This window comes from Corallococcus sp. M7, from assembly GCF_054512695.1.
The window spans coordinates 8572321-8593958 of sequence record NZ_CM137252.1 but is presented as its reverse complement, the minus strand read 5'-3'; the positions used below and the strand labels follow the sequence as shown (position 1 = coordinate 8593958).

General features: G+C 68.3%; 16 protein-coding genes. 6 read left to right on the top strand and 10 right to left on the bottom strand.

Annotated elements, in window-relative coordinates; genetic code table 11:
• Positions 1 to 691: 691 nt before the first annotated feature.
• Positions 692 to 922 (bottom strand): hypothetical protein, encoded by a 231-nt coding sequence (locus ACX114_RS34445; RefSeq protein ID WP_459291581.1) that lies wholly within the window; start codon positions 920 to 922, stop codon positions 692 to 694.
• 96 nt (positions 923 to 1018) lie between these two features.
• On the opposite strand from ACX114_RS34445, the gene ACX114_RS34440 reads away from it, so the two are divergent.
• From ACX114_RS34440 to ACX114_RS34420, 5 genes are all read left to right on the top strand, one after another.
• Positions 1019 to 1168, top strand: a complete 150-nt coding sequence (locus tag ACX114_RS34440; protein ID WP_459291580.1) for a hypothetical protein — start codon at positions 1019 to 1021, stop codon at positions 1166 to 1168.
• A gap of 262 nt (positions 1169 to 1430) precedes the next feature.
• Positions 1431 to 3278 (top strand): hypothetical protein, encoded by a 1848-nt coding sequence (locus tag ACX114_RS34435; protein WP_459291579.1) that lies wholly within the window; start codon positions 1431 to 1433, stop codon positions 3276 to 3278.
• A gap of 1 nt (position 3279) precedes the next feature.
• Positions 3280 to 4281 carry a hypothetical protein gene (locus ACX114_RS34430; RefSeq protein ID WP_459291578.1) on the top strand — a complete coding sequence of 334 codons (1002 nt, stop codon included), beginning with the start codon at positions 3280 to 3282 and terminating at the stop codon, positions 4279 to 4281.
• Positions 4282 to 4289: 8 nt separating this feature from the next.
• A complete protein-coding gene (locus tag ACX114_RS34425; RefSeq protein WP_459291577.1) occupies positions 4290 to 5882 on the top strand; it encodes a DUF1501 domain-containing protein in 1593 nt (530 codons plus the stop codon).
• A gap of 38 nt (positions 5883 to 5920) precedes the next feature.
• Positions 5921 to 8416, top strand: a complete 2496-nt coding sequence (locus ACX114_RS34420; RefSeq protein WP_459291576.1) for an Ig-like domain-containing protein — start codon at positions 5921 to 5923, stop codon at positions 8414 to 8416.
• 42 nt (positions 8417 to 8458) lie between these two features.
• Here the strand turns inward: ACX114_RS34420 and ACX114_RS34415 are convergent, their stop codons facing one another.
• The gene (locus tag ACX114_RS34415; RefSeq protein WP_459291575.1) at positions 8459 to 8851 is read right to left on the bottom strand and encodes a hypothetical protein; all 393 of its coding nucleotides are present in this window, start codon (positions 8849 to 8851) and stop codon (positions 8459 to 8461) included.
• A gap of 1017 nt (positions 8852 to 9868) precedes the next feature.
• On the opposite strand from ACX114_RS34415, the gene ACX114_RS34410 reads away from it, so the two are divergent.
• Positions 9869 to 10120: a hypothetical protein gene (locus ACX114_RS34410; RefSeq protein WP_459291574.1), complete on the top strand. Its 252-nt coding sequence runs from the start codon at positions 9869 to 9871 to the stop codon at positions 10118 to 10120.
• A 92-nt stretch (positions 10121 to 10212) separates the two neighbouring features.
• Here ACX114_RS34410 and ACX114_RS34405 read toward each other — a convergent pair whose 3' ends face one another.
• The 8 genes from ACX114_RS34405 to ACX114_RS34370 all read right to left on the bottom strand — a co-directional run bounded on the left by ACX114_RS34405 (position 10213) and on the right by ACX114_RS34370 (position 21548).
• On the bottom strand, positions 10213 to 12534 hold the full coding sequence (locus tag ACX114_RS34405; RefSeq protein WP_459291573.1) for a hypothetical protein: 2322 nt from the start codon (positions 12532 to 12534) through the stop codon (positions 10213 to 10215).
• 188 nt (positions 12535 to 12722) lie between these two features.
• Positions 12723 to 13550, bottom strand: a complete 828-nt coding sequence (locus tag ACX114_RS34400) for a hypothetical protein (RefSeq protein WP_459291572.1) — start codon at positions 13548 to 13550, stop codon at positions 12723 to 12725.
• 586 nt (positions 13551 to 14136) lie between these two features.
• On the bottom strand, positions 14137 to 15585 hold the full coding sequence (locus tag ACX114_RS34395) for an FAD-dependent oxidoreductase (protein WP_459291571.1): 1449 nt from the start codon (positions 15583 to 15585) through the stop codon (positions 14137 to 14139).
• Between the two features lie 136 nt (positions 15586 to 15721).
• Positions 15722 to 16120, bottom strand: a complete 399-nt coding sequence (locus tag ACX114_RS34390) for a hypothetical protein (RefSeq protein WP_459291570.1) — start codon at positions 16118 to 16120, stop codon at positions 15722 to 15724.
• Positions 16121 to 16184: 64 nt separating this feature from the next.
• Positions 16185 to 17753: a hypothetical protein gene (locus tag ACX114_RS34385; protein WP_459291569.1), complete on the bottom strand. Its 1569-nt coding sequence runs from the start codon at positions 17751 to 17753 to the stop codon at positions 16185 to 16187.
• A 508-nt stretch (positions 17754 to 18261) separates the two neighbouring features.
• On the bottom strand, positions 18262 to 18546 hold the full coding sequence (locus ACX114_RS34380; protein ID WP_459291568.1) for a hypothetical protein: 285 nt from the start codon (positions 18544 to 18546) through the stop codon (positions 18262 to 18264).
• A gap of 141 nt (positions 18547 to 18687) precedes the next feature.
• Positions 18688 to 20220, bottom strand: a complete 1533-nt coding sequence (locus tag ACX114_RS34375; RefSeq protein WP_459291567.1) for an alpha/beta hydrolase — start codon at positions 20218 to 20220, stop codon at positions 18688 to 18690.
• A 194-nt stretch (positions 20221 to 20414) separates the two neighbouring features.
• On the bottom strand, positions 20415 to 21548 hold the full coding sequence (locus ACX114_RS34370; protein ID WP_459291566.1) for a tetratricopeptide repeat protein: 1134 nt from the start codon (positions 21546 to 21548) through the stop codon (positions 20415 to 20417).
• Positions 21549 to 21638 lie beyond the last annotated feature (90 nt).

Below are 21638 nucleotides of genomic sequence, written 5' to 3'. Positions count from 1 at the left end.
TGCTTTCAAGGCGGTTGAGGTTCATAGATGCATGGAGGATCTGTGCTTCTTGGATCCCTGCGTCGCGCTGATGCGATGACTGTGCAACGTCTTTGGCTCGCCCAATGAGGGAACTCTACTGGCCAAGATAGGGGGCAATAAGGCCCCTCAAATTCCATTGGGGAGGACCAGCGCTTAGCAGTCTGCTCTTCGGGCGAGAGAACTGCCAGGACATCTGGTCTTGGCAGAAATCAAGGGACCAGACGCTGCGTTGGACCACTCTCTGTGTGCAACTCCCTTATGGACACAACATCTGCTGAGTTTTCTCTCTCGAGAGATAGAAAACAGGGGGCATTCATTCCGTCTGCTCCTGTCTTCCCAATCACATCCATCCAAGTCACACGTTCTAGGGAGTTCATACAAGCTTCCCTGAATCACCATGAGTCCCTGATGTCGTTTCCAGAATGTCTCCAAGACTAGAGGGGACTTCGGGTGACAGATAGGACTGCCGAGGACTTGTTTGTGGATTCGAAGTGCCCGGATTTACTCGCGATTTAGCGAAAGGCGTCCGCCGTCGCGGGTTTGGGGCACCCCGTGTGTCCACGGGTTCAAATCCTGTCTCCTCGACCAAACGATGAAGCAGGCTGGAGATCTTCGGATCTTCAGCCCGTTTTCATTTTTGGGCCACGCTCCTCGGAGCCGCCTTCGAGCCTCAAACCTCGAAGAACTCGGTGTTCGGCGCAGCGTCCCGGTAGGGCTCCAGGTCCTCGGCGATGTCATTCGGGAGCAGCCGCAGCGCCTCCTCGCGGAAGGCGGCGAAGTCGCCGCTGGAGATCGCGGCCCCCAGCGACGACTCCAGGAGGGCGTACTGGTCGACCTGCTCGAACGCCGACAGCGCGTTGCCGTTCTCCTGGATGAACTCGAACGCCGCGTCCCCGCCCAATCCAAACGCGGCGAGCGCTCCTTCGCCGACTCCACTGTCGCAGCCAGGGCCGGGCTCTCCTCCTCCAGCCCCGGCTCCGCCCCCGCTTGAGGGAACGTGGAGTGGGTGGGCTTCCTCACGTCGGCGGGCCGGCTCGAAATCACGCAGGGCACGACGACCTACGGCGTGGACAAGACAGCGGGCGGCGTGCAGGCCATCCGGACGGCGTTGGCGGTGGGGACGCCGACCTTCCGGCTGAAGCGCTGAGCACCACCCTGTCAGCGCCCGACAGGTTGGGGAAAGGCGCGCAGGAACTGCGCGTCCTTCCAATCCCAGACGCGCGAGGGATTCCTGTCCACGTTCACCGGGAAGGAGTTCCAGTTGTGCACATCAGGTGTAGCGCGCGGACCTCAAGCTGTGGTGGACACTCCCCGTTCCGCCACGGCGCAGGAGCCTGGAAACCGCCCCCTGCACACTCCGAGCGTTAGCGTGAATGGCCCATGGCATATGCCTTGCCAACGGGCTGCGGATGCCCCATCGAAAGCTCCCTCCTCCAGGGCTGGCCACCGCGCGAGACGCGTGCGCGCTGCTGTGGCTCCTCCCGTTCCTTTTCTGGCTGGGCTGCTCCGGCAATATCGGGCCCGCGGGACCCACTCCGAATGGCGGGGATGCCGGCTGCGTCGAGCCCCCACCCGAGGATGGCTCCGACGCGGGCGTGCCGGCCGACGTGCTCGTCCCCAGCCGCCTGCTGCGGCGCAGCGCGCTGGCGCTGAGAGGCGAGCCTCCGACGGATGAAGAGTACGCCGCGCTGGAGGCCGCCGGGACCGAGGCAGCGCAGCGCGCCTACGTCTCCGCCTTCGTGGACCGGACGCTCCAGGAGCCCACCTTCTACCGGACCCTGTTCGAGACGGCGCGCGACTGGTTCAACATCCCGCCCGTGGGGCCGACGGCGGATCCGCCGGAGTATGGCCTGCAGCAGCAGCGCTCCATTGTCCGGTGCCCCGAGGGCACGCCGAAGGCTGGAGCGTGGAAGTACTTCCGCGACGACAAGGATGCCTGTCACGGCCTGAAGCCGGATGGCACGCCCGCGGAGGAGCGCACCCTCGAGCCGTGGTGGGCCCCGGGCGCTACGACGGTGCTGGTGGGCTTCGCGGCGAGCGTGTCGCCCACGGGGCAGACCTACGACGCGAGCGGCTTCCCGGTGACGGTGAACTGCGCCACCGCGGGCCCCGTCGCGAACTGTGGCTGCGGGCCCGCCGCCGCGCGCTGCCACGCCGACACGGGGAGCTATCCGGGCTGGGAGGACTACGGGCTTCACAGTCCACAAGGGCAGCGGCGACTCGTCGCCGAGGAACCCGCCCGACTGTTCGCGCACCTCGGTTGGCACGACCGGCCGATGACGGACCTCATCCTCGGCAACTACTCCGTGGGCCCCACGCGCCTGCAGGCCGCCTACGTCATGCAGGGCCTCGCCGGCGAGCTGACGTACCTGCTCGAGGACGACTCCTGGTGGAGACCGTCGCGCTTCGCCAGCGCACCGGTCGACCCCGACCACCGCCAGGGCGACCCGACGGCCTGGCGCGAGTACTCCGTGCCGGCCCGCAACCCCTTCTTCCTGGAGGAGCGGGACTACCGGTACGATCCGCGCACGCAGTCCACGGCCATGAAGGGTATCCCCGCCGCGGGCATGCTCACCAGCCTCGGCTTCCTCAGCGCCTATCCCCGCGAGCGCGTGCGCGGCGCGCGGGCGCTGGAGATGCTGGCCTGCGAGGAGCTCTCCCCGCCGCAGGGGCAGGAGTTCAACGAGTACAAGAGGGACCCGGGCACGGAGGGGACCTGCCAGCACTGCCACCGCCGGTTGGACCCCGCGGCCATCCACTTCAAGCGCTTCGCGAAGGTGGGGCACGGCTTCGAGGGCCATGGCGCGACCTACCCGATGCCGGGTGTGGGCAAGGTGTGGCACTGGCCCGCGCGGTGGCGCACCGGCGAGTACCCCTATCACTCGGACCCGTTCAGCCACTGGAACCGCTGGTACATGCCGGACACGCTGCTGACACCCGTCACGCAGGCCCAGGCCGACGCGAATCCGGAGGCCGTCTTCATCGACTTCCTCCCGGCGGAGCAGACCCTGCTGGGCCAGACGAGTGACGGGACGGTGGGGCCGCTGGGTTTCGCCAAGCTCATCGTCGCCTCGGGCTCGTTCGACCGGTGTGTCGTGCGTCACCTGCACGCGCAGGTGATGGGGCGGGACATCGACCCGGCGAAGGAGGCGGGCTACCTGGAGGACCAGGTGGCGCGCTTCATCTCCGGGGGCCGCAAGGCCCGCCCGTACATCAAGGCACTCACGCAGTCGGACCTCTTCCAGAGGGGGCGCTGACATGAACCGCTACGCATGGCTCCTCGTACTCCCCTGGATGGCCGCCTGTAGCTCGGAGGTGACGCTGTCCACCCCCCGCTCCCAGACACAGTCGGCGTGCGGCACGCCGGCGACCTCGGAGACCCTGCGCGTCATGGAGGGCCTCAAACCGCACTGCGAGGGCTGCCATGCGCAGGGCGCGCGCGGCTACTTCGCCTCCGTGGAGGCCTTCCAGGGCCTGCTCGTCGCGGATGCGCGGCTGGTGAAGGCCGGCGACCCCGACGGAAGCGAGCTGCTGCGGCTGCTGGAGGGCCGGGGAACCGGCGCCTTCAAGCAGATGCCCATCGGCCAGAAGACCTACGCGCAGCTCGTCTCGGAGGGCACCGCGAAGCTCTCCGTGGAGGCGGTGCGAACCTGGATTCAAGGGCTCGGCACGCAGCAGCGTGATGCCCGGCCGGACCGCGACGCCCCGCGCATCACCCGCATGAGCGCGGACCAGATGCAGCGCGCGCTCTACCAGCAGCTCGGGCTGGGGTACGACGACTTCTTCGTCAACGCGAAGGAGTTCGGCTTCGACATGGCGGAGTCCCGGGGCGAGGAGTACCTCCCGCTCCAGTCGCCGGACGCCATCCCCGCTCCCCGGCAGTACATCAGCGGCGAGCGCTACCATGGGCTGGGTGGAGGCTCGGTGATGAACCAGGTCTCCGCGGACCGGACCCCTTCGCCCACGCTGGCCCTGACGCTGACGCAGGTCTCCCAGCGCTGGTGCCGCAGGGCCCTGGCCCGGCAGGACAACACGGCGCTGTTCCCGAATGGCGCGGCGCGCACGGCGGACCCGGCCGACGTCAAGGCCACGCTGAAGCGCTGGTCGCTCCACTTCCTGGGAGAGCGCTTCACCGACGCGCAGGTGGACGAGCTGTACACGGACGTCTTCGTGCCGCTCGCGACGCCGACTGACACCGAGCCCGCCTACGTGGGGGTCTGCTCGTACTTCATCCGCCACCCGCACTGGATCTTCTACTGAGGCCCGCCATGAAGCTCTCTCGTCGCAATCTCTTCCAAGCGGCCTTCGGGGCCGCGCACGTCGGGCTGCTGGCGCGGTATGGCCTGCCGTCGGCGATGGCGCAGTCGGCGTCGGGCCGGCCCACGAAGATGCTGGCCATCTGGCTGGTGGGCGGACTCCATTGGGAGTCCTTCTTCGCGCCGATGACCCGCGCGGGCATCCAGAAGTTCATCCCTCCCGCGCAGGGAGGCAACTACGCCTACGGGTACAACCCCGAGCAGGTGGAGCACCTGGACCGCTCTCCGGTGGACCTGATGTCCCCCGGGCCCGCGCGCAAGCTGCGCGTGCCCGTCTACTGGAACTGCTCCAATCCCGCGGACAGGAACGGGAACAACCCCGTCGTCGGCAACGCCCAGGTCTACCGCCCGGAGGGGTACGTGTGGGCCAACCCGGCCTACAAGCTCTACGAGAAGGCGGTGCTGCTGGTGGGCGCGGACCAGGGGACGGCGGCGCACGCGAGCGGCCTCATCGCGAGCATGTCCGGTGTCGCCGGCTCCACCTTCCGGGCTCCGTCGGTGCAGGCCGTCGTGGCCAACGCGATGGCGTCACGCTTCCCGGACCGGCCCCTGCCCAATGTCGCCCTGGGGGGGCCGCTGCCGATGGCGCTCGGGCTGCCCGCGCTGGCGAACCCGACGCTGCTCTCCTCCAGCGCGAGCGTGGAGCCCACGCTCTCCGACCGGCGAGACGGCACGTGGCACGGCCTGCGCGCGCGCAAGGACGAGCCGGACCTCGCCTTCGATGGCACGCCCATGTCCGGCTCGGTTCCCGCGACGGCGGTGGACTCGGCCCTGCTCAAGGCGGTGCGCCGCGAGCGAGGCACCTCCAGCGCCGGAACGGACGGGTACCTGGAGCAGCTCTACGACACGTACAAGGGCGCCAGTCGCACGATTCGCCGGGACATGCTGTCGGTGCTGGAGAAGACGCCCGCCTGGGAGAAGCTCAAGGCCGACCCCGCGTATCCCGAGGACTGGATGGCCTGCACCGGCTATGCGGATGCCTGCGGCACGATGCCGTCGATGGGGGACTATGCGTTCGCGCTCCAGTTGCTGAAGTCCGACCTGGTGTCGACCGTCAACCTGCGGGCAACGAGCATCGAGGGCTTCACCTTCGACTCCCACTTCGTCAACGGCCAGATCGTGCATGCCCAGTACCTGCGCATCGCCCTGGAGATGGTGGGGCGCATGTGCCTGGAGATGAGCCTGACGCCGAGCCGCTCGGACCCGTCGCGTTCGCTGCTGGATGAGACGCTCGTGTACGTCTACAGCGACTTCGGGCGGACGTTCCCCAAGGTGGGCAGCGACCACCACCCCGCGACGTGTGCCCTCCTGGTGGGAGGCGGCATCCAGGGGAACCAGATGATCGGCGGCTACGACGAGAGGATGGACGGCTCGCCCATGGGCATTCCGGTGAGGCTCGTCGAGGAGTCCGGGGACATCGCGACGCGGACGCCGACCTCGCAGGACGTCGCGGCGACGGTGCTCCGCGCCTATGGGCTCGTGCCCGGAAAGGACTTCTTCATCCCGGGCGGCTACGGCGTCTTCGACGGCGTCGTGAGGAGCTGAGTCAGTACCGCGGTGCCCCCCAACAGGACTGGACACAGATGCCCCCTCCCTCGCTCGTTCGAAGCCTTGTCCTCGGTGTGTTGATTCTGGGCTCAGCCGGCTGTTCCGGCGGTTCCACTTCGTCGAATGACGGCGGAGTTGTCGCGGAAGCGGATGCGGGAACCGACGCAGGTGTCGACGCAGGTGCCGACGCAGGTGCCGGCGCCTGCGCTCCGAGGCGCGCGCTGCCCGCCGCGCCCACGCAACTCGTCGCGGCGAGCGTCTCCGCCTTCGAAGTCTCCCTGACGTGGGCGCCGTCGACGACCGCCTCGGTCAAGCGCTACCGCGTGTTGCTGGGGGCGGGGCAGGTCGGACAGGTCGAGCGGCCAGCCTTCGCCCACCGCCCGGTCGTCCCGGGCGAGACGTACACGTACACCGTCACGGCGCTCACCGACGAAGGGGGAGAGAGTCTTCCGTCCAATCCGGTGACGGTGACGATTCCGGACCCACCCCCCGATGCGCTCTCCGAGTTGGCGCCGGGGCACTGGTACGAGTTCCCGAATTCGAACCTGCGGGCCGCGGCCCTCTCCCCCGCGATGCATCCGTGGCTCGGCTGGGGCGAGGGCATCAGCGGAATCATGAACGACTGGTCGAGTGGTGCCCTCGACACCCAACGCGACCGGCTCTACATCACCGGCGGCGGGCACAACGGTTACTACGGCAACGAAATCTACGGCTTCGATCTGCGGACGGGCGCGTGGACCCGCCTGACCGACCCGGATCCGGTGAGCCCCGGAGCGGAGTGTCCCGACCGGGCGCTGGGCGTCAATTGCGCCATCCACACCTACGATGGGCTCGAATACCTGCCTCCGCCCTTCGACCGGTTCCTCGCGATCGGTTGGGATGGCTGGCCTCAGACAGCGCTCAACCTCGACACCCGGCGCTGGGAGAATCATCCCGAGCTGCCACAGCTCGGGACGCGCACCGGCGCCAACTCCGCCTACGATCCCAACACCCGCGTCCTCTGGTACCACTCCGGCGCGGAGGCGGTGTCGGTCTGGGATCCCGCCACCGGCAGGTGGACCATCCGCGGTGAGGCGGACCAACTCGGCTATTACAAGAACGCGGTCGTCGATCCCCGGCGCAAGCTGTACGTCGAGGTCGGTCAGGGCTCCACCGACACCTGGACCATCGACGCGCTGGGGAAGTTCGTTCCGAAGCGCACGCGGCTGGCGACCACGGGCGCGCGGGAGATTGAAGCGGTGGGAAATCCCGGCGTCGACTACGACCCGGTGACCGATCAGCTCGTGGCATGGAACGGGGGCGGGGACATCTACACGCTGAACCTCGACACCCGCGTCTGGACGAAGCGTGCGGCGCTGGGCACGGTGGTGCCCGGACCGGCCAACATGAACGGGACGTTCGGGCGGTTCCGCTACGTGCCGAGCCTGAATGTCTTCGTGGTGGTCAATACCGTCGACACCCATGTCTTCGTCTACCGGCTCGATCCGAGACCTGCTCGCCTGTTGCGGCGCATCGACGTGACGGCGCCTGACGCGAAGGTCGAGGCGAACTCGACCGGCAAGCTGGGAGTGACGGCGGTGTTCCAGGACGGAACCTCGGTCGTCCCCACCTCGGGAATCACGTTCAGCTCGCTCGACCCGGAGGTGGCGACCCTGGATGAGGACGGCACCTTCCGGGCAATCAACCCGGGCCGGGCCCGGCTGCAGGCCAGCTACACCGACCCCCTCACCCGGCGCGGGCTGGTGGGCGCCCGGGTCATCGAAGTGGTGCCGATGACGGGCGACGTCGTGCTCGATGCGTTGACGATTCAGCCATCGTCGGCGCTCACGGTGGCTCGCGGCGGGACGGCGGGCCTCACGGCCGTCGGCTCCTACCACCGCGGCGCCGACCTCTTCACCCGCGACGTCACCTGCGAGGCCACCTGGAGCTCCGACGGCGCGTCGATCGCCACGGTGGCCGACGGCACGGTCAGGGGCGTGTCGGAGGGAACGACGACGCTCCACGCGAAGGTCGGGGCGGTGGATGCCCAGGCGACCCTCGAGGTCATCCCGCGAGCGACCCAGGAGCTGATCGCGCTGAACTTCCAGCCTCCTGGACCGCCGATGGTGACGGGCTGGGCGGTGGCCGACGACTCCGCCTTCAACGCGACCCGCGGTTGGGGCTGGCAGGACGCGGTCGGTCTCCAGACTCGAGGCGACCGCAAGGGCACCCAGGATGCGCGCTTGGCCAGCTTCGTGCTGACGATGCAGACCGGAGCAAGGTTCCGGCTCCAGGTTCCCGATGGCCGGTACCACGTGGCGGCGTCCGTGGGAGACAACAACTTCGGAGCGGGTCTCGCGAGCGTGGAGCTCGCGGGCTCGGGCATCGTCTACGGCGTCGGCACGGGTAACACATCGGGGGCCAGCATCGTCGAAGCCTCTGGCGGCAAGGGCCTCGTCTTCGACGTCGTGGGGCCCATCAACTGGCTCGCGGTGATGCGGGTCAACGGCATGGACTTCAACGAGGTGCTCGCCGCGGCGAAGACCTGGTAGAGGGCGAAGCGCCGGTAGAGGCCCGGGCCTACAGCACCGACGTTAGGGAAAGGCGCGCAGGAACTGCGCGTCCTTCCAATCCCAGACGCGCGAGAGATTCCTGTCCACGTTCACCGGGAAGGAGTTCCAGTTGTGCACGTCGTAGGAATGGGAGGCCCGCCAGTGGACGAACACGCTGAACACGGCCGTCACGACGAGCGCGCCCGCGAGGACGCGGTGCCGTGAGGGGGCCTCCAGCACCGACTGCACGGGGAACGCGATGAAGTAGACGAGGTAGGGCAGGACGTCAGTGAAGAAGCGCGGCCCGTTGGAGTGGCCGGCCCACCAGATGAAGAAGGAGGAGATGACCGCCCAGTGAAGGACGAAGATGAGGGCGAAGACGACCTCGTAGGGCTCCAGGCTGCGGCGGAGCCACCGCTGGACGAAGCCCACCACGCCCAGCACGAGGAACGGTGAGAAGGCGAAGAGGCCTCAAGTATAGGACGGCTAGGAGCCCTGTTGAGGTCGGCGGGCTGGTGAAGAGGGGCCAAGAAGGGCCGCTGGAGGGTGAGACGCGGGCTGGGCGCCGGGCCGGAGCAGAGGCTGTGCCGCGCGTCCTCAGGCCCTTGCGCGGGCAGGGCCCCTCTTTTCTCCAGCAGGCGCAGCACCCTGTGACGCACCACCCTCAGCAACCGCTCCACCTCTGCTTGCGTGGGTGGCGGCAACGCCTCGAAGCGCACGCCGTCCTCCCCCGGCACGAAGACGCCGTCCGGCACCAGCAAGTGGAAGTGCGGCGTCACCTGCAAGCGCCGAGCCGAAGAACTGGATGAAAGAGACGGCCCCGACCTGCCCATGACGGATGCCCTGCCTCCGCGCTCGCCGACGTTGTAGGGCGAACACCCCGCGCTCCTCCACCTGCCCCTCCCCAGCCACACCTCGTCAGGGCTCACGCTACGGAGGGGCTCCCACGGGCTTCCGTGGAGCCCCTGGCTGCTCGGGTGGTTCGAGGCGCGACCAGGACAGCGCGTCAGGAGGGGCGAACCCTGGACCGCTTCCCCGGCCTTGGTTCGGGACCAGGTGGCGGCAGCTTCCAGCCCCTCACGCCTCGCCCATGGAGGGGCTCAGTGAGCCCCTGGCTCCGTCTCCAAAATGTCTCCAGGACTGGAGGGGACTCCGGGTGACAGGTGGGACTGCCGAGGACTCACCCGTGGACTCGAAGTGACCGGATCCACTCACGATTCAGCGAAAGGCGTGCGCCGTCGCGGGTCTAGGGCATCCTTCGTCCACGGGTTCAAATCCTGTCTCCCCGACCATCATTCAAGAGGCGCGGAACCTTGGAGAAATCCTCGGGTCCGCGCCTTTCGTCTTTTCAGGGCCCGCGACCAGGCGACGCGGCCCACCCTGGCACCCCCTGTCCCCTCGACATAGCTCTTATTTCTCTACCTTCGCCGTAAAACACGATATTTCGGGAACATGAAAAAGCACTCCATCGCCCTTGTGTTGACGCTTCTGCTGACCAGCTCCGGAGCGGCCCTGGCCGCGGTGGTGTACGTCACGGGCAGCGGGCAGAGCTATGACTCCGGCACCGCGCTGGCGAATGCCCGCGCGGATGCCATCGCCAAGTGCACGGCGCAGGGCGGCACGCCCGTGGCGGAGGTGTACACCCACGTGTCCCGGGCCGCCCTGTGGCTGGCGTCCTCGGTCTGGTCGTGCGAGCAGCCCTGACAGGCGCCGCGCTTCACGCCGCCATGCAGGCGGTCCAAGTGAGTAGACGCAGGTGGCTCCGGGGCCACGCTCCCCGGAGCCGCCTTCGAGCCTCAGGCCTCGAAGAATGCGGTGTTCGGCGTCGCGTCCAGGTAGGGCTCCAGGTCCTCGGCGATGTCATCCGGTAGCAGCCGCAGCGCCTCCTCGCGGAAGGCGGAAAAGTCGCCGGAGGAGATCGCGGCCCCCAGCGATGACTCCGGGAGGGCGTACTGGTCGACCTGCTCGAACGCTGACAGCGCGTCGCCGTTCTCCTGGATGAACTCGAACGCCGCGTCCCCGCTCAGGCCAAACGCGGCGACCGTCTCGAAGAGGAATCGGGCGTCGCCCATCGGCTCGTAGCTCCCGAGGTCGTCGGAGAAGGCGAACAGCGGCGGCTCCGTCTGGGTGAGCAGCTCCCGGACCTGCAATGGCGACAGGCCCAGCGCCTGCATCCGCTCCCCGTAGCCGCTGCTCGTGTTCCCCACCAGCAACTGCACCTCCGCTTCCGACAGGCCGAGCGTGTCCTGGAGGATGTCGGTCACCTCGTCCAAGGAGAAGTCCTCGAGGTCGGGGCCCAGGTCGCCGTTCAGGAGGCCGCCCACCGTGCGGAGCGCCTCTCCCGCGACCGTGGCCACCACGTCGACCGCGGTCCCCGCCACCGGGACGAAGCCGGCGATGTCTCCCGCCAGCGACACCACCGAGCCGGCGAGGTTGAACACGTCGCCCGCGGAGACGCCGTCTCGCAGCGCCTGGACGTCCTGGTACGCCTGGATGGCGTCAGCGCCCAGCCCGAGCAGCGGGACGAACTTCGCGCCGAACTTCGCCGCGTCGGTGGCCGCACCCGTCTTGCCCAGGGTGTTGAGGATGCCGGAGGTCAGCTCGATTCCGTCGGCGGACGAGGTGAGGGTGTTCTTGAGGGCCTCCAGGTACTCGCCGTCCGCGAGCTGGGAGGGCAGGTCATAGAGGCCGAGGCCGAGGGTGGCGACCGCCAGCGACCTGCCCAGCGGCGACTCGTTGCCCCAGGCGTCCACCATCTCCTGCACCTGGTCCTGCGTGAAGGTGCCGGCGCGGATGTCCCGGATGTCCGTCAGCATCTGCTGGACGTCGCCGGGGATGTTCACGAGCGAGTGGCCCGTCTTCAGCCCCTTGACGAGGGAGCTGAACTCCTTCATCGCCACGTCGAAGCCGCCCTCGCCTGCCTCGGCGATGGCCTCCGCCTGAGCGTTCGGCACCGCCGGCGCGAGGATTTCATCGGACAGCTTCTGCTCGAAGTCGCTGCCGTACTCCTTGCGCAGCGCCTTGGCGAGCCCGGCGTCCTGGTTGATGCGCCCGGCGAACTGGAGGGCCTCATCCGCGTGGTCCGGCGTTTCCGCCAGGGACTTGTAGCCATCGAAGAGCGCCTTCTTCGCGCCCGGGTCTCCCTGCGCCGCGAGCGCCTCGAGTTCGGCGGTGCTGGCGGTGAGCGTCTCCGAGAGCGTGTCTCCCGCGGCGCGCGCGGCGTCGCGGATGTCCGCGTTGTCCTTCCGCTCCCAGAAGGCTTCCTTGTACGCCTCGATTTCCTCCGGCGTCAGCGCGGGCCCCAGCTGGGCGAGCTCCGTGTTGAGCCGCGTCTCCACCTGGGTCAGCTCTTCCGCCTTGGCTTCGTAGTCGGCGCGGACCTCGTTGATGGCATCCACCGACGTGTCGCGCACCGCATTGCCCGCCTCGACGCGGCCGAAGTCGTTGATCAGCTTCTCCCCCACCGCGGAGGAGAGCTTTCCTCCCACACCGTCCTTGGCCAGCTCGACCAGCGCGTCATCGAACCGCCCCAGCTGAGCCGAGCCCTGGGGCACCGCCTCGGAGAGTTTCTTCGCGACCGAGGTGGCCACCGCGTCCCGCCCGGCCTGGCCGGCGCGGCTGACCGTCGCGTCGAGGTCGCGGAGCACGTCCCGGTTCGTGTCGTGGTCGACACTGTCGTTCTTCACGCCGTTGGCGAGGTCCGTGGAGATGCGGTCGATGGTGGGCTGCGACGCGGCAATCAGCTTGTCGACCTGGGCAGGGTGGGTCAGGGCCTCGGTCTGCGCGCGGAGCTCGGCGGCGGCGGCCTTGGCCCCTCCGGACGTGTAGGCCGCCTCGATGGCACGCGATGCCTCACGCACGGTGGGCGCGCCGCCAGTGGCGGTAGGGGTCGGGGCTGGCGTCGCCGTCCCCTCCGGCCGGGCCGCGACGGTGGTGGCCACCGGCCTGGGAGTGGCGGGAGGGGTGAGCACCACGGGAGCCCGGACCGGCGCCTCGAACGTGCTCTGCCCGGTGAACCCGGCAGGCTTCTGGGCGGACTGCGGCGCCGGGGTCTCCTTCTTCGGGGGAGGAGGGGGCGGAGGAGGGGGAAGCAATCGCCTGAAAAGCCCGTCGATCATGGTCCGTGTTCCTTTGACCATGAGGTACGGCGGCCCCGCCGTGACGGTTACACGGGATTACCCACTCTTTTGAGTCCAGCGTCGACGCGAAGTGACCCGCGTCGGGACCTCGTGATGACGAAGAGCCCCTTTCCGGCCCGTGCAGGAAAGGGGCTTCTTGTTTCCCTCCGAGGCGCGGTGCCGTCGGCCTACTCGATGGTGGGCGCCTGACTCATGCCGGCAGTCGGGTCCGCGTGGGCCTGACCGAGCGCGCCACCGAGCAGCGAGCCGCCCGCGTTGCCAACGGCGCCGACCACGCCCGTCACCCCCTGGGCCACGCCCTGCACGCCCTGGGAGACCGCCTGCACGCCCTGGGTCGCGGCTTGCACCAGCTCCGTGATGCTGCTGATCACCGAGGTGATGCCCTCCAGCAGCTTGCCGATGCTCTCGGTCTTGCTGGAGCCGGCCGGCGAGAAGCCGTCCGTCTGGAGCGACTGCATCACCGGCGAGGAAGACATGGCGCCCGGCAGCTGGGCGCCGCCGAGCATCGAGGGCGGGGGCATGACGCCCGGCCCCTGGAGGCCGTCGAGCATCGCGGGCGGGGGCATGGCGCCCGGCCCCTGGAGGCCGTCGAGCATCGCGGGCGAGGGGGGCATGCCACCCGGCAGCTGGGCACCGCCGAGCATCGAGGGGGGCATTCCGCCCGGACCCTGGAGGCCGTTGATCAGCGAGCTCGTGGAGAGCAGGGCATCCGGCACCTGCATGGCGGAGTTGAAGAGGTCGGTCTTCGAGAACCGGGAGTCCGGCTTCTGGGGCGCGTTGGGCGAGTTCGGCTTGCCGTCCGGCTTCTGGGGCGCGTTGGGCGAGTTCGGCTTGGTGTCCGGCTTCAGCGTGGAGTTGGGCGAGTTCGGCTTGGTGTCCGGCTTCTGGGGCGCGTTGGGCGTGCTCGGCTTGGGTGCGCTCGGCTTGGCGGACGGGAGGTCCTGCGCGGGGGGACGGCGGATGGCGTTGGAGGAGCCGCGACCGGAGATCTTCATGGGGGAACTCGTTTCAGGAAGAAGAGGGTTGGAACCGCGTTCAGCGTTGAGTCCACCCATAGCAGCGGGCGTGCCAAGGCCCCGGAGGCCCGGGGGCACGCGCAATCCCTTGATCTTCCTTGAGCTTGAAGGCGCGCCAGCGTGGAGTCGCGTGGCGTGGCCTGGTGACCGCCGTCACTGCCTGATGTCTCCAGTCACCAGGCGCGGCCCGCGACCAGAGGGGGCATCACGATGGGGGCAGTGGCCGCGGGGTTGTGTCTGCTGGTGGCGCTGGGCGGAGACGCCCCGGACGCATGCGAAGGCGTCCGCCGTGCTGGGCGTCGGGTCGGTGTACAGCGTGAAGCCGTGCGTGCCCTGCGGCGGGCTCTTCGTGAAGTCGAGGAGCCCAGCGGATTGCCCTGCTTGTTGTGCGTGCCGGCGTGTCCGGGTTGGCCTGCGCCGCGGCTTCGGCGGAGAAGGGCCGGCCCGGGGACGCGTGGAGGTTCGTGTGGTGCGCGAGTTCGTTCGCCCAGGAGAAGCCGAAGAAGTCGTACGCCATCAGGGCCCCCGCGACCTCCTGACGCATCGAGGGCCCGGGCCGCGGCGGCTACCCCGTGGACTTCTGGACCGGGACAGGGCTTGGACGCGGGGGCGTGAGAGGGGGAGGCCGTGTCTCGGTGTTCGCCAGCCGCTCGAGAGGGCGGAGGAGCGACATGACGCCATGGCCCAACACGGGCAAGGCCACGGAGGGCTGGAGAACCGCCTCCAGCCCCGCGTGCAGGTGCAGGATCCGGTAGAACTGGCGATGGACGTGCGCGTCGGTCGACGTGCGCTCCATCAGCCGCAGGATGTACCAGTGCAGCAAGCCCAGTCCGAAGGGCCGCTTCCCGACGGCCTGCGGATACAGCAGGTCCATGCCCGTGCCCAACAGCCACGGGAGCCGGATGACTTCAGGCAGCCGCTCGCGGAAGCGCTGCGCCAGGCCCGAGAGCTCGCCTCGTTCAGCCTGCTCGCGAAGGCAGGTGTCCAGCAGCTCGGCGCCAAGCCCCGCCACCGACATGCCTTGCCCGTAGAGGGGGTTGAAGGCACACGCGGCGTCTCCCAGGATGACCAGCCCCTCTGGAAAGCGGGGCAGCTTCTCGTAGTGCCGCCACCGGCAGTCCTTCACCTTGTGCTGGGAGATGGGCCCTATCTGCGTGGCCTCTTTCAGATAGTTGTACAGGTCCGGACGCGTCAGTGAGCGCGCGTACTCGAGGAACCCCGCGTACTCAGTGGGCGCGTGCTCCCCGAAGTAGCCATTGAGGGTGACGAGCCACCGGCCTCCCTCAACGTGTGAGATGAAACCCGCGCGCCAGGCCTTGGGAGGACTTGGATAGAGGAAGAGCGCCTTCCATTCCTTCTGGAAGTGGGGCGGCGGCTCGTGCAGGCACGTCGTGTAGGAAAGGTCCACGATGACCTGCTCTTCCTCCGGGCGCGCGTAGCCGATGGCTTCCAACCACTGAGGCATCCGCGAGCCCCGGCCACTGGCATCCACGACGAGGTCCGCCTCCCACGACTCCTCGCCCTGGGGTGTCTTGACCCGGACGCCCGTGATGCGCCCCGTGCCCTTCTCGTCGCGGATGAGCCCTTCAATGGAGCAGCCCTCGCGCACCGCGACGTTGGGCCGCGCCTTCACCCGGCGCAGGACGTTCCACTCGAGCAGGGGCCGGGTGCACAGCAGCCCGGGGATGCCGCTGGTGTGGCGCAGCTTCCACACCCCGAAGTGGTGCCAGGCGAGGTCTCCACTCGAGTCGATGAACTCGGCGCCCTGGACCTGGAGCTGCTCGAACAGGTCCGGGAAGTACTTGTCGAGGATGCGCCGGCCCGTGTCCAACAGCACGTGGATGTGCGGCCCTTGCGGAACGCCTTTGCGCGCGGCGGGCCCCTCCACCCGGACATCCCGCTCCACCAGCGTCACCTTGTCGAAGTGGTCCGCGAGCACCCGCGCGCTCAGGAGCCCCGCCATGCTGCCGCCAATGACCACGGCGCTTCCGAATCTGCGTCCAGGGGTTTCCAAGTCCCAAGCCTCCACGGTTTCATGTCGTGGCGCCGCGGCTCAGAGGGGTCCGCCTTCCCCAGAGCCGCTCGCCACCGCCGGGGAGATTGCACCTCACCGGTCTGACATGCCCTCTCGGCCCCGGGGCTCGAAAGCTTCACCGCCACCCTGGAGGAATGGAGATCCAAGGAAACCCAGTGACGGTCGAGCGCGGACGCCGCAGCTCGGCCAGCGCGGCTCGTCGAGCCAGGCGACGGAGCCGTGCGCGAAGCAATCGCCGGGGCCAGGGCGCGAACAGCGGGTGCCCGGGGAGCTCGGGGCGAGGCGCCTTGCGCGCGCAGGGCACGCAGGTCTCGGCGGCGTCGCTCCAGCGCGGGTGCTCGCGCACGAAGGTCGGCCATGGGGTCTTCTTCTGCGCGCGGCTCTGCTCGGCCTTGGGCACATCGGTGGCCGCGGGCGCGACGACGAGCGGCGTCACCATCACCGCCTTGGGCACGCCCTTGTAGCCCGGCGCGATGCCGTGCACCTCGACCCGGGTGCCGACCGAGGGGTTCACGGCGAAGCTCTTGAGCGAAGTGCCGCCGAAGCGCACCCGCCCGCCTTCGTCGAGCTCGCGGGTGTCAGCGCACCATTCCCAAGTGCGCCTTCTTGTGGAAGTCGAGCAGCGCCTTCTGCCCCGTCGCGCTCTTGATGTATTGCTGGATCTCCGCGCCGATGAGCAGGTCGTGAGCGTCCACGACCTTCTTGCCGTAGTCGTTCACGACATAGTTCCGCTGGCCGTTGCCATCGATATGCACGTCTTCGATGGACTCGATCAACATCCAGCGGACCTTCGAGTGGAGACCGAGGACCGTCTTCACCAGGCTCGTGTACTTGACCGTGTTCCGCTTGTCGTAGCCGCTGTAGTTGATCAAGTCCTGCATGATCGCCTGGAGCTCTTGCTCGCTGGGCACCGGCCCTGTCGGCTCCTCCTGCCAGTCCTCGTCATAGCCAAGCTTGTCGCACAGGTACTGGACGAAGCCGGTGTTGTGCATGAGGCCCCAGGTCACCAGACACGTCTGGGCGTCGTTGTTGTTCTTGGCCAGGTCGCCCTGCATGAAGGGCTCGAAGAAGAAGACGATGGTCGTCCCCAACCGGGTGATGAGCGGCTGGAAGTACTGGCCGATGCTGCTTGAGAGCGTGACGCCGAAGGGGCTCGCGACCTCGTGGGACCACAGATGCTTGTAGGGCTCCTGGACCTTCTGGAGGACTTTATAGAAGTGGTCGTTGAGCAGCGTGTCGCCGATGTCGCGGAGGATGATGGCCTTCGCATCCGTGCTGGCGTTGTAGCCGCCCTTGTCCCGAGGGAAGGCGATGAGCATGTTCTGCGAGTTCGCGGTCATGTGTTGCAGGCCGAAGAGCACGAGCATCTCCGCCTTCGCGCGCCCCAGCTTCTCCGCGAAGTTCTTTCCCCAGAAGTCCTTCCAGGAGAAGTCCGTCTTGTGGGCCCACCGCTTCGCGAACGTCTTTCCCGAGGTGGGGATGGAGAGCGCCGGGAACCAGATCTCCCCATCCATGCTTCCAAGCTCACGGACCTGGAACCCGTCCCAGCGGTCGGCGTCCACGCCATTGCCGGACAGGTCCTGCTTGCCCAGGTACATCTGAACGCAGAGGACCTCGAGCTGATACCGCGTCTCCAGTGAGTAGTGTTTGTACTTCGAGGTCATCTCCGAGATGAGATCCGACCGGAGCATCGCGTGGGCGCTGTTCTCCTCGAGCAGATCCTTGCTGGTGGAGGTCTGGTCCTTGAGCCCCACGTACTGCACGCCGGTCTTGATGGAGTAGAGCTTGTGGCCGCGGCGCGGTGCCTGCTCGTGCCCCTTCAGGAACGTATGGGTCCGCCGCTTGCCCGGATTCACGCCCCAGACCTGTCGCTTCCACGCGAGCCGGTTGTCGCCCCCGCGGACATAGGGGCGGAAGTCCCAGCTCTTCTCGCGGTCATCGCCGTACGCGTGGACGTCGTCCACGTCGACGCCGTCCTTGGGAACGGCGACGATTCCGCTGCGAGAGGCCGTGGCCCAGCGGACGAGCGTTGCCGTGAGCCGCTGGGCTCCTCGAACCACCATCGCCGGATCGGTGCGAAGGTCGGTGCCCATGGCCCGGCTGTTCTCGGAGTTGTCGTCGTAGTTGTACGGGAACACCACGTACATCCCCGGCGTGGCCTGGCCCTTCGGAGCGACGACACGGCCGTTCTTGACCTCCAGCGCGGGCAGGAACGTCTGGATGAGGCCTGTGTCAGCGCTGTAGTCGTGGCTCTTGAGGGTGAAGATCTTGATCCACCCCGCGCCGATGCACCCCTCCTCGCCGTGCTGCGCTCCGACGGCGCCATTGGGATTCCCCTCCCGGATGAGGAGGTTCAGGTCGGCGCGCCACAGGCCCAGGGAATGAGCCTCGTCGCCTCGCTTGTAATCGTCGGAGGGGTTTCCGCGCGTCTCCCACCCGAGCCGATTTCACGGCAGAAGTAGAGGGTGCGCAGAGAGCCGTGTGGCCCCCTGCGTTGATTACATTCTCAGCGCGGCTCCCAGCCATTCTCGGTGCAAGCCGGCGTTGGCAGGACTGGCGCTCAGGAAGACGGACGCGACAGCGAGAGAAGCCAGGATTCGCGTTGCCATTGATTGCTCCCTGGATGGACTGGATACCCGCCCGTCTCGCCTCAGGTCACGGGGTGTAGAGCTCCGTGGAGGCGAGCCCCAGGCCCGAGCTGTTGGTGCCGCCCACCGCCAGCACCTTGCCCGACGGCAGGACGGTGGCGCCGTGGTCGAAGCGGGCCGTGGACATCGGCGCGGCGGAGCTCCAACTGGCGAGTGCCTGGCGCGCGGTGCCCACCTCGATGGCGGAGGAGGGCACCGTCGGCGCCGCGTCGTCGGACGGGCCGGGACCGCAGGCCGCGCTGGTGAGCAGCAATACGATGGATGAGAAGGTGGATGCGAAGGAGCGCGTCATGGATTGTCCCCCTTTGAGCGAAGCCCTGCCATGGCAGGATGACCCTGGTCATGTCCGGGCGTGGTCGCCAGCTCGCGCGAAGGTGGACGCCTTTCCACCTCCTTCACGGGTCGGCGGCGCGCGTCCTTGTCACCGGCAACCCTAGCGTCCGGATGGCTCGCCGCGCGCGGGTGGCGCGAACGACGGCAAGGCGAACCTGGGAACGGGCAGCGTCACCTCGACCGGGAGGCCGACCTGCTTGCCCGTCTTGAGGAACTCGTAGAGCGCCTTCCTCACGGCCGGTTCCTCGCGGAGTTGATAGAACGCGCCATCGTGGCCGGCTCGGTGGACGAGGATGGCGTGGCCGTTCGGAAAATACGGCAGCAGGCCGAGGGTGTTCTCGACAGGCGTCGAGGTATCCCAGTCGCCGTTCACGAACACGACCGGAATCGCACTCTCGACCGGCGCCCTCAATGCGTCGCCCATGTCGCGGGTGGGCCAATCGGACGCGGAGGCGATGTTCGACTCGAAGTTCCAGGTCCCCAGAAACTCGACGGCCGGGTCGGTCCGCAGCTGATGCTCACGCGCGGCGGTGGTGCCCAGGCTGCTGTCGGCCAGGGGGCCAATCAGCTTCGTCTTGCCCGCCTGACGCTGCTCGATGACCTCGCGCGCCCAGGCCTCGTAATGCCCATGATAGAGCGACAGGATGAAGGCCGGCCATTGCTCGCCCTCCGCCGTATGTGAAGTCAATGCCAGTTGAAGGTCTTCCACTCCCAACACGACGGCCCGCATCTGTCCGGCGTCGTCGCGGACCTGGACCCGGACCGGTGCTTCCGCGAAGCGCTGACGGAGGGCTCGGACCGCCTCCATCATTCCGCCCGATGGCAGATAGGGCGCGAGCCCCGAATCGCGGTCGGCGTCGTAGGCGATTCGCTGCAATGCCGCGAACACATGTGATGGCATGTCATAGCCGTTGTTCAATGGCTCCACACACGCAAGCACGGCACGCGCGACGCTCTGGGGGTGGAGCCGCATCACCGCCAGGCTCCACTGCGAGCCAAAGCTGCCGCCGAACAAGCTGATTTTCTTGTAGCCGAGCGCGCGGCGCAGGTCATCCACGTCGGCGGCGAACTCGGTGATGTCATAACCGGACAGGTCTTTTTCGGAGTTCTCCGCAATGGCTTTCCTGGCCAATGCGCGCATGGCCAATGCCTCCGTGCGCACCGAACCGGGTTGTTCCAAGGGCAGGGCTTCGCTCATCACTTCGAGCATTTCTCCGCGGCGCGTATAGCCGCGCTGTTCGATCACGACCAGGTCGCCCACCGCGCCGAAGCTCAACCAGTGCTGCAGGCGGCCTTGTGTCCGGGTGGCCGCGTCGTCGTCACTGAATGCGCCAAGCACGCTCAGTCCGGGACCTCCCGGCAGCCAGAACACCGGAGGCGCGCCAGTGGGATGGGGCGCCTTGATGCGGGCGAAACCAACGCTGATGAGGCGGCTCCCGGGTTTTGTCCGGTTCTCGGGCACGAACAGCGTGCCGACCTCGTAGACCCCGCTGGAGCCCGACTCCGTCTTGATGGCGACGCGCTCGATGACGACGTCACCTGGCTTGTGCTGGGCAGCGGCGGCCGCCGGCATTGCAAGCAACAACCAGGGCAGCACGCGTAGCGACAGCGGCATCCGGGTGGGAGAGAGCATATGGGGAACCGTACTTGGAGGGGGCAACCACGCCTGCGCCAAACCCGCTCCAAGGTGAATTCACCCTGTGTGAATCTATTCCCGACATGCGGTCGAAGCGGTCGAGTTCGCCAACAATCCGTGACGTCCCATGGTCACCGCAGTGCCACCAGGCGCGGGGCCGCGAAGAGGACAGCGGCCCCACGCGTGAGGGACTACTTGCCCTTCAGCGCTGCCAGGAGCCGGTCCGCCTGCTCGCGGATGTGCTTGTCATTGCTGGCCTGGGCCTTCTGCGCGTGCGTGCGGGCCTGGGCCTTGTCTGTGTCCGCCAGCGCCAGGGCCTGGTTGAGGTGCAGCCCCGCGTCGTCCGGGTGCGCCTTGAGCGCTGGAGCCAGCACCGTGCGGGCGTTGGCCGCGCCCCCGGGCTTCGACATCAGCAGCACGGCCAGGTCATTCGCCGCGCCCACGTCGGACGGGTCGCTGGCGTGGGCGGCCTCCAGCAGCTTCTGGGCCTCCGCGTCGTCGCCCATCCGCCGGCGCACCTTGGCCAGCGCGATGCGCACCATGGTGTTGTCCGGCACCTTGGCCAGGGCCTCGCGCAGGATGCGGTCCGCGTCCGCGTCCTTGCCGGCCACGAAGGACGCCAGCCCGTGCAGATAGATGGCGTCCGCGTTGTCCGGCTGCTGGAGACGGATGTCGATGGCGGCCTTGATGGCCGGCTCGGGCGCACCCGCCACGAAGCACAGCGTGGCGAACTCCCGGATGAGGGCCGTTTCGCGAGGGCTGCGCAGGATGGCCTTCTGGAGCGTCTGGAGCGCCGCTCCCACCTGGTCCTTGAGCACCTGCACCCGCGCGGCCAATAGCAGCGGCAGGTGTTCGGTGCGGCTGGCCTCCGCCGCATCCAGATAGCGCTTCAAGGCGCGGTCGAGTTGCTTGTCTCCCTGGAGCGCCATGCCCAGGTACGTCAGCGTCTGGGCGTTGCCCGGCTGCAGGGCGAGCGCCTTCTCCAGCGCTGCGATGGCGGCGGGATACTGATGATGCGCCAGCAGCGCGCGGCCGTGGTTGACGACCTCGAAGAAGCCCGCCTTGGGCTGGGCCGCGAGCGCCTCCAACACCGCGAGCTGCCTCGCGTCACCCGCTTCCGCGTCGAGCCGCGCCAGGTGGCTCAGCGCCTCGGGGTGGGTGGGGTGCTGGGCCACGAGCCGCTGGAGCACCTCGCGCGCGGCGGGTTCGTCATGCTGCGCGAGGCGCAATCGCGCGAGCCCGAGCAGGGCGGCCGCGTCCTTCGGGTCCTGCTTGAGGGCGCGCTCGAATTCGATGGCGGCGTCCTTGAGGAGGCCCTGCTTCATCAAACGCGCCGCGGAGGATGCCTGTTTGGAGACGGCCATGGGGCGTGAGGATAGCCCAGCCCTGGGAGGGCCGGGCAGTCTCGCGGGTGC

What these genes read in the sequence shown, in the direction of transcription:
- ACX114_RS34380 (WP_459291568.1), bottom strand. Translation starts at nt 18,546, where the DNA reads ATGACGCGCTCCTTCGCATCCACCTTCTCATCCATCGTATTGCTGCTC.
- ACX114_RS34400 (WP_459291572.1), bottom strand. Translation starts at nt 13,550, where the DNA reads ATGAAGATCTCCGGTCGCGGCTCCTCCAACGCCATCCGCCGTCCCCCC.
- ACX114_RS34430 (WP_459291578.1), top strand. Translation starts at nt 3,280, where the DNA reads ATGAACCGCTACGCATGGCTCCTCGTACTCCCCTGGATGGCCGCCTGT.
- ACX114_RS34375 (WP_459291567.1), bottom strand. Translation starts at nt 20,220, where the DNA reads ATGCTCTCTCCCACCCGGATGCCGCTGTCGCTACGCGTGCTGCCCTGG.
- ACX114_RS34420 (WP_459291576.1), top strand. Translation starts at nt 5,921, where the DNA reads ATGCCCCCTCCCTCGCTCGTTCGAAGCCTTGTCCTCGGTGTGTTGATT.
- ACX114_RS34425 (WP_459291577.1), top strand. Translation starts at nt 4,290, where the DNA reads ATGAAGCTCTCTCGTCGCAATCTCTTCCAAGCGGCCTTCGGGGCCGCG.
- ACX114_RS34410 (WP_459291574.1), top strand. Translation starts at nt 9,869, where the DNA reads ATGAAAAAGCACTCCATCGCCCTTGTGTTGACGCTTCTGCTGACCAGC.
- ACX114_RS34370 (WP_459291566.1), bottom strand. Translation starts at nt 21,548, where the DNA reads ATGAAGCAGGGCCTCCTCAAGGACGCCGCCATCGAATTCGAGCGCGCC.
- ACX114_RS34385 (WP_459291569.1), bottom strand. Translation starts at nt 17,753, where the DNA reads ATGTACGTGGTGTTCCCGTACAACTACGACGACAACTCCGAGAACAGC.
- ACX114_RS34405 (WP_459291573.1), bottom strand. Translation starts at nt 12,534, where the DNA reads ATGATCGACGGGCTTTTCAGGCGATTGCTTCCCCCTCCTCCGCCCCCT.
- ACX114_RS34435 (WP_459291579.1), top strand. Translation starts at nt 1,431, where the DNA reads ATGCCCCATCGAAAGCTCCCTCCTCCAGGGCTGGCCACCGCGCGAGAC.